General features: G+C 63.7%; 12 protein-coding genes. 3 read left to right on the top strand and 9 right to left on the bottom strand.

The features are described 5' to 3' along the window. Nucleotides 1-52 precede the first annotated feature (52 nt). The 4 genes from AC0L18_RS03275 to AC0L18_RS03290 all read right to left on the bottom strand — a co-directional run bounded on the left by AC0L18_RS03275 (nucleotide 53) and on the right by AC0L18_RS03290 (nucleotide 4,390). On the bottom strand, nucleotides 53-1,051 hold the full coding sequence (locus AC0L18_RS03275; protein ID WP_473490594.1) for an ABC transporter ATP-binding protein: 999 nt from the start codon (nucleotides 1,049-1,051) through the stop codon (nucleotides 53-55). Nucleotides 1,052-1,237: 186 nt separating this feature from the next. Continuing rightward, nucleotides 1,238-2,389, bottom strand: coding sequence for an ABC transporter substrate-binding protein (locus AC0L18_RS03280; protein ID WP_473490595.1), 1,152 nt, complete (start codon nucleotides 2,387-2,389; stop codon nucleotides 1,238-1,240). A gap of 224 nt (nucleotides 2,390-2,613) precedes the next feature. Next, on the bottom strand, nucleotides 2,614-3,540 hold the full coding sequence (locus AC0L18_RS03285) for a LysR family transcriptional regulator (RefSeq protein WP_023802869.1): 927 nt from the start codon (nucleotides 3,538-3,540) through the stop codon (nucleotides 2,614-2,616). Nucleotides 3,541-3,616: 76 nt separating this feature from the next. Then, the gene (locus tag AC0L18_RS03290; RefSeq protein ID WP_473490596.1) at nucleotides 3,617-4,390 is read right to left on the bottom strand and encodes a DeoR/GlpR family DNA-binding transcription regulator; all 774 of its coding nucleotides are present in this window, start codon (nucleotides 4,388-4,390) and stop codon (nucleotides 3,617-3,619) included. Between the two features lie 426 nt (nucleotides 4,391-4,816). Between AC0L18_RS03290 and AC0L18_RS03295 the strand changes: the two genes are divergently transcribed. Both AC0L18_RS03295 and AC0L18_RS03300 read left to right on the top strand, forming a co-directional pair. Next, the gene (locus tag AC0L18_RS03295; protein ID WP_473490597.1) at nucleotides 4,817-5,701 is read left to right on the top strand and encodes a phosphotransferase; all 885 of its coding nucleotides are present in this window, start codon (nucleotides 4,817-4,819) and stop codon (nucleotides 5,699-5,701) included. Then, nucleotides 5,698-8,151 (top strand): GcvT family protein, encoded by a 2,454-nt coding sequence (locus tag AC0L18_RS03300; RefSeq protein ID WP_473490598.1) that lies wholly within the window; start codon nucleotides 5,698-5,700, stop codon nucleotides 8,149-8,151. The genes AC0L18_RS03295 and AC0L18_RS03300 overlap by 4 nt, the downstream gene beginning before the upstream one ends. Nucleotides 8,152-8,291: 140 nt before the next feature. Here the strand turns inward: AC0L18_RS03300 and AC0L18_RS03305 are convergent, their stop codons facing one another. Continuing rightward, nucleotides 8,292-8,924, bottom strand: coding sequence for a class I SAM-dependent DNA methyltransferase (locus AC0L18_RS03305; RefSeq protein ID WP_473490599.1), 633 nt, complete (start codon nucleotides 8,922-8,924; stop codon nucleotides 8,292-8,294). A gap of 158 nt (nucleotides 8,925-9,082) precedes the next feature. Here AC0L18_RS03305 and AC0L18_RS03310 point away from each other — a divergent pair, with 158 nt between their 5' ends. Beyond that, nucleotides 9,083-9,985 (top strand): phosphotransferase, encoded by a 903-nt coding sequence (locus tag AC0L18_RS03310; RefSeq protein WP_473490600.1) that lies wholly within the window; start codon nucleotides 9,083-9,085, stop codon nucleotides 9,983-9,985. Nucleotides 9,986-10,026: 41 nt separating this feature from the next. Here the strand turns inward: AC0L18_RS03310 and AC0L18_RS03315 are convergent, their stop codons facing one another. The 4 genes from AC0L18_RS03315 to ilvD form a co-directional block, all read right to left on the bottom strand. Further along, nucleotides 10,027-10,947 (bottom strand): DMT family transporter, encoded by a 921-nt coding sequence (locus AC0L18_RS03315; protein WP_091592882.1) that lies wholly within the window; start codon nucleotides 10,945-10,947, stop codon nucleotides 10,027-10,029. Nucleotides 10,948-11,087: 140 nt separating this feature from the next. After that, complete coding sequence (locus AC0L18_RS03320) at nucleotides 11,088-11,342, bottom strand: hypothetical protein (protein WP_023802862.1); 255 nt, start codon at nucleotides 11,340-11,342, stop codon at nucleotides 11,088-11,090. A 46-nt stretch (nucleotides 11,343-11,388) separates the two neighbouring features. Then, on the bottom strand, nucleotides 11,389-12,699 hold the full coding sequence (locus tag AC0L18_RS03325; RefSeq protein ID WP_473490601.1) for an amidohydrolase family protein: 1,311 nt from the start codon (nucleotides 12,697-12,699) through the stop codon (nucleotides 11,389-11,391). A gap of 28 nt (nucleotides 12,700-12,727) precedes the next feature. Continuing rightward, nucleotides 12,728-14,572, bottom strand: coding sequence for a dihydroxy-acid dehydratase (ilvD, locus tag AC0L18_RS03330; protein WP_023802860.1), 1,845 nt, complete (start codon nucleotides 14,570-14,572; stop codon nucleotides 12,728-12,730). Between the last annotated feature and the right edge of the window lie 272 nt (nucleotides 14,573-14,844).

Raw genomic sequence — 14,844 nt, forward strand, 5'->3', positions numbered from 1 at the left:
GCGCCGTGAAGCGCCGCACTTGGCCTGTCAGCCAAGACTTTCCTCACCGCCATCATCCCGGCTCGTCCATCAGATGCAAATGCTCGCGGTTGAAGGTGAGCACGACAGCCTCGCCTTCGCTGGGCAATTTCGCACCGGCCGGCACAATGGCATGCAATCTCAACCCGTCGGCGTCGAGCGCCAGTCTGGTCGTGGCGCCGAGATAATTAGTCGAGACGAGACGAGCGGCAACGCCGTCGCCCTTGGCTGCCTGGCCAATGCGAATTGATTCAGGGCGCAGGCTGCCCCAGCGATGCTGGCCGCAATAGCGCTGAACGAAATCCGGCGGCAGCACATTGGACGAGCCGACGAAATCGGCGACGAAGCGCGTCCTCGGCCGCTGGTAGATGTCCTCCGGCGTGCCGATCTGCATGATCTTGCCGTCGTTGAAGACGGCAACGCGGTCGGCCATCGACAGCGCCTCGCCCTGGTCGTGGGTGACGAAGATGAAGGTGATGCCGAGCGCCTTCTGCAGCGACTTCAGCTCCTCCTGCATGTTTTCGCGGAGCTTGAGGTCGAGCGCGCCAAGCGGCTCGTCGAGCAGAAGCACCTTCGGCTGGTTGACCAGGGCGCGGGCGAGCGCGACGCGCTGGCGCTGTCCGCCGGAAAGCTGGCTCGGGCGGCGGGCGCCGTAGCCGGGAAGCCGGACCAGCGACAATGCTTCCTCGGCGGCCTTCTGCCTCTCCAGCTTGCCGACACCCTTGACCATCAGCCCGTAGGCGACGTTGTCGAGCACGTTCAGATGCGGAAACAGCGCGTAGTCCTGGAACACGGTGTTGACGTTGCGGCGATAGGGCGGAACGCCTTCGGCGCGTTCGCCGAAAATGGAGATCGAGCCCGATGTCGGCCGCTCGAAGCCGGCGATCAGCCGCAGGCAGGTCGTCTTGCCGGAACCCGAAGGTCCAAGCATGGCGAAGAACTCGCCCGGCACGATGTCGAGATCGACCATGTCGACGGCGCGCACGCTGCCGAAATGGCGCGAGACTTTCTGGAAGGAAACGGCTGATGTCATGGAGCTGTCCTGATCTGCCAGGCTCGTCAATTCAGACGACAGCGCTGCCCCTCATCCGCCTGCCGGCCTTCTCCCCGTATAGAGACGGGAGAAGGGGCTAGCCGCAACGCTCGCGATCCCCTCTCCCCGTTGTTCACGGGGAGAGGGTAAGGGGCAGCGCCAACTTGCGAGCAATGCGAAACGAACTCACCGTCCGCCGATGACGCCGATATAGTCCGACACCCAGCGATAGTAAGGCACGCACTGGTCCTGGGTGGCGCATTTCGACACCGGCGTCTTCCAGAACTTGATCTTTTCGAAATTGTCGTAGCCGTTGGTCTTGCAGCCTTCCTCGCCGAGCAATTCGTTGCCCTTGCAGGCAGCCGGCACCACCGGCAGCGAACCGAACCAGGCGGAGACATCGCCCTGCACTTTCGGCGACAGCGAGTGCTCCATCCACATATAGGCGCAGTTCGGGTGGGCTGCGTCGGCTGCCAGCATGGTCGTGTCGGCCCAGCCGGTGACGCCTTCCTGGGGGATGGTCGAAGCGACCGGCTTCTTGGCAGCAACCAGCGTGTTGACCTGATAGGGCCATGAACCGGAGGCAACGACGCCTTCGTTCTGGAAATCGTCGACCTGGATGGCGGCGTCATGCCAGTAGCGTCCGACCAGCGTGCGCTGGACGCGCAGCAGATCGAGGGCGGCCTTGTACTGGTCTTCGGTCAGCTCGTAGGGATCCTTGATGCCGAGCTCCGGCTTGTGGGACATCAGATAGTTGGCCGCATCGGCGATGTGGATCGGCCCGTCATAGGCCTGGACGCGGCCCTTGTTCGACTTGCCGTCGGGCAAGGTCATCTCCTCGAAGACAACGTCCCAGCTCTTCGGCGCTTCCTTGAACACCTCGGTGTTGTACATCAGCACGTTCGGCCCCCACTGGTAGGGGGCGCCATAGTGGACGCCGCCGACCGTGAACCACGGCGCATCCTTCAGCCGGTCGTCGACCGTGTTCCAGCTCGGGATGAGATCGGTGTTGATCGGCTGGACCCGCTTGCCGGCGACAAGGCGCAGCGAAGCGTCGCCCGAGGCGGTAACGAGGTCAAAACCGCCCTCGTTCATCAGCGCGACCATCTCGTCGGAGGTGTTGGCGGTCTTGATGTTGACCTTGCAGCCTGTGTTCTTCTCGAAAGACGTGACCCAATCATAGTTCTTGTCGGTTTCGCCGCGTTCGATGTAGCCGGGCCAGGCGACAATGTTGACCTGGCCTTCGCCCTTACCGAGTTCCTTAACCTGGGCGATCGCCTGGCCGGAGAAGGCCAGCGCGACCGTCAATGCAGTGCATGACTTCAGGAATGAATTCATCGTCGATCTCCCATCTGAGGGGCCGCACTCTCGCATCGGCCCGAAAATCGGATTGATTTCGGAAGCACGATGCGAAAACTAAATGTGTTAGAGCGTACTTTGTGCGTCCAATTGGACGCACGTCGCTCTAACGGCGGCTTTGCTCCCTGATCATGAAGGTGCTGTGAAATTTCCGGTTTCGCAAATTCATTTATCAGAAAGGCGATATCGGTTTTTCCGATAGATCAGCGGCCGTTCTTGTCCGGCCGCTGACGAACCATGCGCTGCGACTGGGCAAGCCCGATGAAGTCGCGCGCGGCCTGCGGCAGGCCGGAGCCGCGCCGCCAGACCGTGCCGACCTGGACAACCGGCAACGAGCCCGAAATATCGCGCGATTCGATGCGGTCGCCTTCAAGCGACCATGGCCGGTAGACGAGGTCGGGCAGCAGCGCCACGCCGGCGCCGGTGGCGACGAGGCTGCGCACCGCTTCGACCGAGCGGGTGCGGAAGGCGACATGCGGCTTGGCGGCGATCGCCGCCAGCAATTTTCCGGTATTCTCTTCGATCTCGTCGACGGTCAGCATGATCAGCGGCTCCGACGCGATATCGCTGATGCCGATGATGTCGGCGCTGGACAGCGGATGGCCAAGCGGCAGCCATAGCCGGTAGGGCGAGACTTCGAGAATTTCCGATTGCAGGGCGGTGCGGTCGCGCAGGTTCGAGGTGACCATGACGGCGATGTCGAGCTTGCCGCCGACCAGCAGATGTTCGAGGTAGTCGCCATTGTCCTCGATGGCCGAGATCTCGACGCCCGGATAGGCGCGGCGATAGCGGGCGAGAAGGTCGGACAGGACATAGCCGGCGACCAGCGAGGTGACGCCGAGTTGCAGCCGGCCGCCAGCCGCCGCTTGCTCGCCGGAGAAGGCGCGGCGCGCATCGGAAACATCGGCAAGGATCTTTGTCGCGTGGCGTAGGAACTGGTGGCCCTTGTGGGTGATGTTGAGGCCGCGCGGATGGCGCTCGAACAGTTCGACGCCGAGATCGCCTTCGAGCTCCTTGATCGCCTCGGTGACCGACGATTGCGAGATGGACAGGTTTTGGGCGGCGCCAGACACTGTGCCTTGCTCGGCGACGGCGATGAAGAACTGCAATTGGCGGATGGTGAAAGCCATCGCCGGACTAAACACCGGGACGGCAAGGAAGAAAAGCCGCCGACCCCAGGCTCACCGCATTACTGCTCTGGCCAGGTCAGATCCCGCTTTCGCTGCCGGCAATGCTGAGCCGTGCGCCAGCCTGGGCAAGCGCTGCGGCGATGGCGTGCGGCGGCGGCCGATCGGTGACGAGTTCGGAAAAACCGTCGAGGCCGCAGACCTGGACCAGACCCTGGCGGCCGAACTTGGTGTGGTCGGTGATGACGAGCGAGCGCTGGCCGCGCGACAGCACCATGCGGGCGAATTCCGCCTCGTCCAGATCATAGTCCATCACGCCGGTGACGGCATCGACCGCGCCGGTGGAGATCACAGCGTGGCTGACGGAAAAGCGGCTGACGAATGCAATAGCCGAGACGCCGAAGGCAGCGCCCGAATCGCTGCGCAGTTCGCCGCCGGCCATATAGACCTTGTTGCCGTTGATGGTGGCCAGCGTGCGGGCGATGTCGGAGGAGTTGGTGACCACCGTCAACCGCCGGTGACCGAGCAGTTCGCGGGCCAGGAAAGAGGTCGTGGTGCCGGTGTCGAGCATGATCGCTTCGCCGTCGCGGATGGTGGCGGCAACCATGCGGGCGATGGCGCGCTTGGCATCGGCATTCTCGCGCATACGCCGCTCGAACGGCGCCTCGCCGGCCATCGACGGCAGGCCGACGGCGCCATGCATCTTCAGGATCGAACCGTCACTGGTCAGCGGCTTGACGTCGCGGCGCACGGTCTCCAGCGAGACGCCCAGCCGGTCGGCCAGGCTGGCGATGGTGACGGTGCCTTCCTCATGGAGGAGACGCAGGATCTCGCCATGCCGCTTCGAGGGCATCGGTCTCACCCAATCGATTTGTTGCGCTACTGACCGCTTCTAAGGCAAATCGGCCACAGTTTACAAGAAATCCTTGTGATTTCGGGCAAAAAGCCACAAGTTGTCGTTGACAAGCCGGATCACATGGCGCGACACTGGCTTGTGACAGGCTTCGGAACTGCCACGGGAGAACGATGGCAGAGCCGCACCAAAATTCGCCTGCCCGAACGTCCGGGAAATCGTCTGACGTAAGGGAAAAGGACTTTTTTGAATCCGCGGGGGCGGATGCCGGAGTCAAAGAACCCGGCACTGGGGCTCGTCGGTGCGGTGCGGGATACCGATCCCGGGATCCCGCACCGACGAGGACTTCGCATTGCTCCCTCCTGCCGGCCGCCCTCTTTGCGTCGCCCGCGACGCCTTGAACCCCGCGCAACGAGGGATTCACCTGTGACCACCGAGGACCGCATCCGCGCCCTGCCCTGCTGGACCGGCAGCGTCGAGATCGCGCCGCTGCCGGGCGGCCTGAGCAACGCCAACTATCTGGTCAAGGACGCCGCCGGGCGGCATGTCGTGCGCTTTGGCCAGGACTTTCCCTTCCATCACGTCTTTCGCGAGCGCGAGGTGATGACCGCGCGCGCGGCGCATGCCGCCGGCTTCGCGCCGGCGGTCCGCCATTCCGAGCCCGGCATCCTGGTAACGGAATTTCTCGGCGCCAAGACCTATGTCGCGGAAGACGTCCGCGCCAATATCGACCGCGTCGCCGCCCTGATGCGCGGCTTCCATCGCGAGATGCCCAATCATGTCTCCGGCGCCGGCTTCATGTTCTGGGTATTCCATGTCATCCGCGACTATGCGCGCACGCTGGAGGAAGCCGAGAGCCGCATGCGAAGCGAGTTGCCGCGGCTGCTGACGCTTGCAGACGAGCTCGAACGGGCGCAGAAATTGCTGCCGATCGTCTTTGGTCATAATGACCTTCTGCCGGCTAATATTCTCGATGACGGCCACCGGCTGTGGCTGATCGATTTCGAATATGCCGGCTTCAACACGGCGATGTTCGACCTCGCCGGCGTCGCCTCGAACGCCACCATGAACGACGAGGAGTCCTTCGCCTTCCTGACCGCCTATTTCATGAAGGAGCCGGACGAGGCGATCCGCCGCTCGCATGCGGCCATGCAATGCGCATCGCTGCTGCGCGAGGCGATGTGGAGCATGGTTTCCGAACTTTATCTCGACGCGCCCGGCATCGACTACGTTGCCTATACCGACGAAAACCTGACGCGGCTCGATGCCGCGCTGGAAAACTACAGAACAAAGTACGGACAGATATCATGACCTTGCCCGCCCACGCCGAGATCGTCGTCATCGGCGGCGGCATAATCGGCTGTTCGACGGCTTATCATCTGGCGCGTGACCACAAGGCCGATGTCGTGCTCCTGGAACAGGGCAAACTGACTTCGGGCTCGACATGGCATGCCGCGGGGCTGGTCGGTCAATTGCGGTCTTCGGCCTCGATCACCCGCGTGCTCAAATATTCGGTCGATCTCTACAAGGGGCTGGAAGCCGAAACCGGGCTGGCCACCGGCTGGAAGATGACAGGGTGCCTCAGGCTCGCCACCAAACCCGACCGCTGGATCGAGTACAAGAGGCTGGCGACGACGGCGAAAAGCTTCGGCATGGATATGCAGTTGCTGTCACCAGCCGAAGTCAAGGCAATGTGGCCGCTGCTGGAAACCGGCGATCTCGTCGGCGCCAGCTGGCTGCCGACCGACGGCCAGGCAAGCCCTTCCGACATCACGCAGTCGCTGGCCAAAGGCGCGCGCATGCACGGCGCCAGGCTGTTCCAGGATGTCCGAGTCACCGGCTTCGACATGCAGGATGGCCGCGTCACAGCGGTAAAGACCAACAGGGGCGATATCGCCTGCGACAAGGTGGTGAACTGTGCCGGGCAATGGGCGCGGCAGGTGGGAGCGCTAGCCGGCATCAACGTGCCGCTGCAGCCGGTGAAGCACCAGTACATCGTCACCGAGAGAATAGACGGGTTGGCGAGCGATGCGCCGACGATCCGCGACCCCGACCGCCGCATTTATTTCAAGGAGGAGGTCGGTGGGCTGGTGATGGGCGGCTATGAGCCGAACCCGCAAGCCTGGACGACCGATCTTCCCGGCGGCGATGTCCCTGACGACTGGCAGTTCCGGCTGTTCGACGACGACTACGATCATTTCGAGCAGCATATGAACCAGGCAATCACGCGGGTTCCGGCGCTCGAAAGCGTCGGCGTCAAGCAGATGATCAACGGGCCGGAGAGCTTCACGCCGGACGGCAATTTCATTCTCGGCGTGGCACCCGAATGCGCCAACATGTTCGTCGGCGCCGGCTTCAACGCCTTCGGCATCGCGGCAGGCGGCGGCGCCGGCTGGGTGCTGGCGCAGTGGGTGGTCGACGGCGAGGCGCCACTCGACCTGTGGGTGGTCGATATCAGGCGCTTTTCCGACCTGCACCGCGACCGGCAATGGGTCCGCGACCGCACGCTGGAAGCCTATGGCAAGCACTATACGATCGGCTTCCCGCATGAAGAGTATGCCACGGGCCGGCCACGGATCGTGTCGCCACTCTATGAACGGCTGCAAAAGCACCGCGCCGTGTTCGGCTCCAAGCTCGGTTGGGAGCGGCCGAACTGGTTTGCGCCCGAAGGCGTCGAGCCGAAGGACATCTATTCGATGGGCCGGCAGAACTGGTTTTCGCCGGTCGGCGACGAGCACCGGCACGTGCGCGAGAACGTCGGCATCTTCGACCAGTCCTCCTTCGCCAAATACGAAATGACCGGTGCGGATGCGCTGAAGGCGCTCGACTGGATCTGCGCCAACGACGTCGCCAAGCCGGTTGGCCGGCTGACCTACACGCAGCTTCTCAACACGCGCGGCGGCATCGAGGCCGACCTGACCGTGGCGCGGCTCGGCGAAGACCGATTCTACGTCGTCACCGGCACCGGCTTTAGGACGCATGACTTCTCGTGGATCGGCGACCATGTCGGCAACGAGCTCGACGTGACGCTCACCGATGTCACCGAGGATTTCGGCACGCTGTCGCTGATGGGGCCGCGGGCCCGCGACGTGCTGGCTGCGGTGACCGACGCGGACGTGTCGAACACCGCTTTCCCGTTTGGACACGTGCGGGAAATCTCCATCGCCGGCCACACAGTTCGGGCGCTGCGCGTCACCTATGTCGGCGAGCTCGGCTGGGAGCTGCATGTGCCGATCGCGGCGACGGGCGAAATCTTCGACGCGCTGATGGCGGCGGGCGAGGAGCACAGCATCCGCCCGGTCGGCTACAGGGCGCTGGAATCGCTGCGGCTGGAAAAAGGCTACCGCGCCTGGGGCTCCGACATCACGCCCAACGACACGCCGCAGGAGGCCGGCCTTGGCTGGGCGGTGAAGCTTCGCAAGAACACAGATTTTCTCGGGCGGCGGGCGCTGGAAGAGATCGGCGGCGCGGTTCTGAAAAAACGCTTTGCCGGCTTCACCGTCGACGATTGCGAGATCGTGCTGCTCGGGCGCGAAACGATCCTGCGCAACAGCGAGCCGGTCGGCTACCTGACCAGCGGCGGCTATGGCTACACGGTCGGAAAGAACATCGGCTACGGCTATGTGCGCAACGCCGACGGCGTCAGCGACGATTTCCTCACCTGCGGCGACTACGAGCTGGTGGTGGCTATGCAGCGGACGCCGGCAAAAATCCATCTCGAGCCGCTTTACGACCCGGCCGGAGAAAGGATCAGAGCCTAAAGCGCGTCGCGTCTGAACGGATTCATGCGAGGCGCTTTAAGTTCTTGTTTCTATGGATGTCGTCATCGCAAAACCGCTGCGCACCCTCGGGTCAGGCCCGAGGGCGTGCTTTTGCGCGACATGCATAAGAGCGGGGATGGTCAGTTCACGCGCAGAACGAGACCGCGGCTGGGCACGGTATCCGCCTCGCCCGGCATCGAGACATAGGGCGATGTCTCCTCGGCGCGCGTGACGACGCCCTTCGCCTCGAGGTCGGCTATCCCTGCGGAAAAGCCTGCGTCCCACAGGGTGTTCTTGACCGTCAGCACGATTATCCCGCCCGGCCGGCAGATGCGGATCAGTTCGTCCAGCCCCTCAGCGCCGACATGGCCCGAGGTGAAGACGCCGGCCGATATGATGCCGGCATAGGCATCATCCGCGAAGGGCAGCGGGCCGCCGAGCGCCAAGCAGTGAAGCGCCGAATAGACGCCCTTGCGCGCTGCCTGGGCCAGCATGCCTTCGGAAATGTCGAGCGCCTCGACCTGCGGATAGCCCGCGATCTTCAGCCACTCGCCGATGAGCCCGGTGCCGGCACCGGCATCGAGGAGCGGTGCCGCGCCGCGCGGCAGGTGGCGGGCAAGCAGGGCAAGGCAGATGGTCGGATGGCGATAACCGGCCGCCGACATGTCGGCGTCGTAGGTGTCGGACCAGCGGTCGTAGAGCGCCGCCACCTCCTCTGGCCGCTTCGCTGCATAGGCCGCGGCGAGCGCGCCTTTGATTTTCCTGTCCGCCATTACAGTCTCGTCCGCAAATCAAAGCGCCGCAGCGTTGTTAGCGCGTCCTACGGGAACGCACGGCGCTGGAGTGAACCGCATGCAAGCGATGATAGCCAAACGGCGAAATTTGTGGAACCGTCGTCACCACAAATAGACGCGAAAAGAGGGCAGAAGCGATGGTGGACGAGGAAGCACGCGCGGCGCTTGCAGCCATTCCGGCGCTGGCCGGCTACGAGGGACCGCTGGAGCGGCTGGGTGGCCTCACCAACCTCGTCTTCAGGGCTGGAGGTGCCTGCCTGCGGATTCCCGGCAAGGGCACGCAGGAGTATATCAACCGCGCCAACGAGGCGGTGGCGGCGCGGGAGGCAGCGATGGCCGGCGTCAGCCCCGAGCTGCTGCATGTCGACGGCGAGACAGGCGTGATGGTGACGCGCTTCATCGCGGGCGCCGAGACGATGTCGCCGGATAAATTCAAGACCCGGCCGGGCAGTCCGGCGCGTGCCGGCAAAGCCTTCCGCAGATTGCATACATCCGGCGCGGTGTTTCCCTTCCGCTTCGAGCTGTTTGCGATGATAGACGACTACCTGAAGGTGCTGTCGACCAAGGACGTCGCCCTGCCTGCCGGTTACCAGGACGTCGTTATCGAGGCGGAAACCGTGCGCTCGGCGCTTGCCGCGCATCCCCTGCCTCTCGTCGCCTGCCACTGCGATCCGCTGTGCGAAAATTTTCTCGATACGGGCGACAGGATGTGGATCGTCGACTGGGAATATTCCGGCATGAACGACCCGCTTTGGGATCTCGGCGACCTCAGCGTCGAAGGCCAGTTTGATACGGCGCAGGAGGACGAGATGATGGACGCCTATTTCGGTGGCGAGCCGACGCCGGCGGAGCGCGGCCGCATCGTCATCTACAAGGCGATGTGCGATCTCTTGTGGACGCTGTGGGGACTGATCCAGCTTGCCAACAGCAATCCGGCCGACGATTTCCGCGCCTATGCCGACGGTCGCTTTTCACGCTGCAGGGCGCTGATGGAGACGGCCGACTTCTCAACGCATCTCGCGGCGGTGCGCGCCGGTTAACTGCCAAAACTCTGAACCTTAAGGCACCAGAAATCTGGACCCTAGTTGACACCTTTCGGCACGTTTTCGGGCGGCACCGTGTCGACCACTTTCTGGCGATGGAAGATGAACAGGCCGGCCAGCACGATGATGCCCGAGCCGATCAGGATGCGCGGGCCGGGCATGTCGCCGAAGAAGGCCAGCCCGAAGATGACGGCCCACAGCAGCAGGCTATAATGCAGCGGCGCCAGCGTCGACGCCGGCGCCAGCTTCAGCGCCCTGGTGATCATCAGATGCGCGCCGCAGGAGACGATGCCAAGAAGCAGCATGGCGCCGAAATCGAGCGAGGACGGCGTCTGCCAGTTGCCGATGGTGAGAAACCCGCCGACCAGCAGCGTGCCGATGGTTTGCCAGGTAACGAGCGAGGTGTCGCTGGTGCCACGCAACCGCCGGTTGAGAATGATCGCGAAGGCGAATGAAATGCTTCCGGCCAGCGCGAAGGTCGACGACAGCGAAAACGCGGCCGAGGACGGTTCGAGCATGATCAGCACACCGCAGAACCCGACCAGAATCGCCATCCAGCGGCGCCAGCCGACCTTTTCACCAAGCAACAGGTGGGACAGCGCCGCCACGTAGATCGGCCCCGCCATGTAGAAGCTCATGACGTCGGCGAGCGGCAGATAGACGACGGCGGCGTAGAACAGCGCCGTGTCGAGCGTCGTCATGACGACGCGCAAGACCTGCAGTTCCAGGCGCTCCATGCGGAACAGCCTGGCCGCGCCTTGACGCGCGATCATCGGACCGAGCACGAAAAAGGCGCCGATGGAACGGATCAGCACGACCTGGCCGACGGAAAAGCTGGCGACCAGCCATTTGCCCATCGCATCATTCAAAGCAAACAGGAAATCGCCGGCCAGCATCAGCAGAATGCCAGCCAAAAGCACGTTCCTGAACGTTGAATTCTGGGCTGTTGGCTGTGCCATGCCGATGTCGCTTCCTCCCGCATGAAAGCCCGGTGAGCAGCGTCGTAGACGCAAGCGGCCGCTTTGACGAGCGGAAATCGGGAAGCCGGCCAGACCAGGGACCGGAAATCGGCTGGGCCTGTACGGACGATCGCAACGGCCTACTTTGGCCGTGGCCGGATGATAACCGGACGATAGATCACCGGCCGATCCCAAGGATCGAAGACCGACGCACTTCTGAGCTCGGCGCGGCGCGCCAGATCGATGCGCTGCAGACATTCGGCGAAGGCATCATTCTTCCTGACGAAGCCGTAGGAACGGCATTTCGCCTCGTCCGCGGCACGACGGTCTTCGGCCGTCATGCAGCCTGCACAGGTCGCCGCCAACACGACCACCATCGCCGCCTTGTGCCACATGACATCCTCCTCGGCATAAAACTGGAGGTTGATTGTAGACTTGCGGTCAGGACCTATCAATCTGATCGATGGAGTTTTGAGACCGGCGATGCCTGCGGTTCACTGTTGCCGGCCGTCCGGCGATCGAGAGCCGTGTTTCCTGCCTGGCCCGCTCGGCCACCACCTTGCCCCTGGCGATGACACAGAGTCGCTCGGGACGCAGGCGCAAGGCCTCGACCGGATCGCCGGCATCGAGGACGACGAGGCTGGCGCGCTTGCCGACCGACAGGCCGAAATGGTCGAGGCCCATGATGGCGGCGTTGACGTTGGTGACCATGTCGAAGCAGCGCGCCATGTCGGCCGGGCTCGACATCTGGGCGACGTGAAGGCCCATGAAGGCGACGTCGAGCATGTCGGCGGTGCCCAGCGAATACCAGGGGTCGAGCACGCAATCCTGACCCCAGCCGACGCGGATACCGTGGGCAAGCATTTCCTTGACCCGCGTCAGGCCGCGGCGTTTGGGGAATGTGTCGTGGCGGCCCTGCAGCATGATGTTGATCAGCGGATTGGGGATCGCCGAGACGCCTGCCTCTGATATCAGCGGCAACAGCTTCGAGACATAGTAATTGTCCATCGAGTGCATCGACGTAAGATGCGAGCCGGCGACCCTGCCCTGCAGGCCGAGGCGTTGCGTCTCATAGGCCAGTTGTTCGATATGGCGCGACAGCGGATCATCGGTCTCGTCGCAATGCAGGTCGACCATGAGGCCGCGTTCTGCCGCGATTTCGCACAGTTCCGTCACCGAACGCGTGCCGTCGGCCATGGTGCGCTCGAAATGCGGAATACCGCCGACGATGTCTACACCCATGTCGAGCGCGCGGATGGTGTTATCGCGCGCCGTCGGCGAGCGATAAAACCCATCCTGCGGGAAGGCGACCAGTTGCAGGTCGATATAGGGCGCGACGGTCTTCTTCACATCGAGCAGGGCTTCGACCGCCAGCAGCCTGGTATCGCAGACATCGACATGGCTGCGGATGGCGAGCAGGCCCATGGACACTGCCCAGTCGCAATAGGCGAGCGCGCGGTCGCGCACCGCTTCGTGCGTCAACAGCGGCTTCAGGTCGCCCCACAGCGAGATGCCTTCGAGCAGCGTGCCCGACACGTTGATGCGCGGGATGCCTAGCGAGAGCGTGGCGTCCATGTGAAAATGCGGATCGACGAAGGGCGGCGAGATCAGATTGCCATGGGCGTCGATCGCCGTGCCCGCGCCAGCGTTCAGCTCCGGCTCGATGGCCGCGATCGTCTCGCCGATGATGCCGATATCGGCGATCCTGCCGTCGGGCAGCGTGCCGCCGCGGACGATAAGGTCGAAATCCATCTCCCGTCATCCCTTTGAAGAAGCGAACCTATTCCGGCACATACCTTACCGCACCCTTTGCAGCACTGGTCGCCATCGAGGCGTAGGCGCGCAAGGCCATTGTCACCTTGCGCTTGCGCTTTTCCTCGGGCTTCCAGGCGGCGGCTCCCTTGGCCTCCATCGCGGCGCGGCGGGCGGCCAGTTCGGCATCGTCGACGGCAAGCCGGATGGTGCGGTTCGGGATATCGATCTCGATCGTATCGCCCTCATGCACCAGCCCGATCAGCCCGCCTTCCGCCGCCTCGGGAGAAGCATGGCCTATCGACAGGCCGGAGGTGCCGCCGGAGAAGCGGCCATCGGTGACCAGCGCGCAGGCCTTGCCGAGGCCCTTCGACTTCAAATAGCTGGTCGGATAGAGCATTTCCTGCATGCCGGGGCCGCCGCGCGGCCCTTCGTAGCGAATGACGACGACATCGCCGGCCTTGATCTCGTTGGACAGGATCGCCTTGACGCTGGCGTCCTGGCTTTCGAACACCCTGGCCGGGCCGGTGAATTTCAGGATCGATTCATCGACGCCCGCGGTCTTCACGATACAGCCGTCGAGCGCCAGGTTGCCTTTCAGCACGGCAAGGCCACCATCCTTGGAAAAAGGATATTGGGCCGAGCGGATGACACCCTTCTCCCGGTCGAGATCGAGTTCGTCCCAGCGGCGATCCTGGCTGAAGGCGACCTGCGTCGGCACGCCGCCTGGGGCCGCCAGAAAGAAGTCGCGGACATTCTGGCTTGACGTGCGCGAGATGTCCCAATGGTCGAGCGCTTCGCCGAGGCTTGCGGTGTGCACGGTCGGCAGGTCGCGGTTGATCAGTCCGGCGTTATCGAGCTGGCCGAGGATCGCCATGATGCCGCCGGCGCGGTGGACGTCTTCCATGTGCACATCCGCCTTGGCGGGGGCAACCTTGCATAGCACCGGCACCTTGCGTGACAGCGCGTCAATGTCGTCCTGACCGAAATCGATCTCGCCCTCATGCGCGGCAGCCAGGATGTGCAGCACGGTGTTGGTCGAGCCGCCCATGGCGATGTCGAGCGTCATGGCGTTCTCGAAGGCGCCCTTCGAGGCGATGCTGCGCGGCAGCGCGGTGTCGTCGTCCTGCTCGTAGTAGCGCTGCGCGAGATCGACGATCAGGTGGCCGGCCTCGACGAACAGCCGCCTGCGGTCAACGTGCGTCGCCAGCGTCGAACCGTTGCCGGGCAGCGAAAGGCCGAGCGCCTCGGTCAGGCAATTCATCGAATTGGCGGTGAACATGCCCGAGCAGGAGCCGCAGGTCGGGCAGGCCGAGCGCTCGATGGTCTTGACGTCCTCGTCGGAGATCTTGTCGTCGGCAGCCGCGACCATGGCGTCCACCAGATCGAGCGCCTGCGTCTTGCCGGCAAGCACCACCTTGCCGGCTTCCATCGGGCCGCCGGAGACGAAGACGGTCGGGATATTGAGACGCAGCGACGCCATCAGCATGCCCGGCGTGATCTTGTCGCAATTCGAGATGCAGACCATGGCGTCGGCGCAGTGGGCGTTGACCATATATTCGACCGAGTCGGCGATCAGCTCGCGAGAAGGCAGCGAATAGAGCATGCCGTCATGACCCATGGCGATGCCGTCATCGACAGCGATGGTGTTGAACTCCTTAGCGACGCCGCCGGCCTTCTCGATCTCGCGGGCGACCAGCTGGCCAAGATCCTTGAGATGGACGTGGCCCGGAACGAACTGGGTGAAGGAATTGACGACAGCGATGATCGGCTTGCCGAAATCGGAATCCTTCATGCCTGTGGCGCGCCACAGGCCGCGGGCGCCGGCCATGTTACGGCCATGGGTGGTGGTGCGGGAACGGTAGGCGGGCATTAAACTGTCCTTGCTGACTGCGTCGCGTCCGAACAGGCGCGGAAAACCGGAATTGAGCGGCGTTATATACGCCACCGTCTGGTCTGGCCACGGTTTTGCGATGCGCCGGGATCTTGAGCCAAAGACGGCAAGCCGGTCCAGGCAGTAAAAAAGTCAGAGGTGCTGTCGGATCGTGTTTTGTTTGAGCGTCCTTGGGCAGACGGCGGCGACCGGCATCAATCGCCAGCCGGCCGTTGGACGCGTGAAAACAAGCCAAAACAGCCCGAGGAGCA

The organism is Mesorhizobium sp. WSM4819, from assembly GCF_055811215.1.

Excerpts from the sequence above, each read along its gene's own strand:
- AC0L18_RS03275 (WP_473490594.1), bottom strand. The coding sequence starts at position 1,051 with ATGACATCAGCCGTTTCCTTCCAGAAAGTCTCGCGCCATTTCGGCAGC.
- AC0L18_RS03280 (WP_473490595.1), bottom strand. The coding sequence starts at position 2,389 with ATGAATTCATTCCTGAAGTCATGCACTGCATTGACGGTCGCGCTGGCC.
- AC0L18_RS03285 (WP_023802869.1), bottom strand. The coding sequence starts at position 3,540 with ATGGCTTTCACCATCCGCCAATTGCAGTTCTTCATCGCCGTCGCCGAG.
- AC0L18_RS03290 (WP_473490596.1), bottom strand. The coding sequence starts at position 4,390 with ATGCCCTCGAAGCGGCATGGCGAGATCCTGCGTCTCCTCCATGAGGAA.
- AC0L18_RS03300 (WP_473490598.1), top strand. The coding sequence starts at position 5,698 with ATGACCTTGCCCGCCCACGCCGAGATCGTCGTCATCGGCGGCGGCATA.
- AC0L18_RS03305 (WP_473490599.1), bottom strand. The coding sequence starts at position 8,924 with ATGGCGGACAGGAAAATCAAAGGCGCGCTCGCCGCGGCCTATGCAGCG.
- AC0L18_RS03310 (WP_473490600.1), top strand. The coding sequence starts at position 9,083 with ATGGTGGACGAGGAAGCACGCGCGGCGCTTGCAGCCATTCCGGCGCTG.
- AC0L18_RS03315 (WP_091592882.1), bottom strand. The coding sequence starts at position 10,947 with ATGGCACAGCCAACAGCCCAGAATTCAACGTTCAGGAACGTGCTTTTG.
- AC0L18_RS03320 (WP_023802862.1), bottom strand. The coding sequence starts at position 11,342 with ATGTGGCACAAGGCGGCGATGGTGGTCGTGTTGGCGGCGACCTGTGCA.
- AC0L18_RS03325 (WP_473490601.1), bottom strand. The coding sequence starts at position 12,699 with ATGGATTTCGACCTTATCGTCCGCGGCGGCACGCTGCCCGACGGCAGG.
- ilvD (WP_023802860.1), bottom strand. The coding sequence starts at position 14,572 with ATGCCCGCCTACCGTTCCCGCACCACCACCCATGGCCGTAACATGGCC.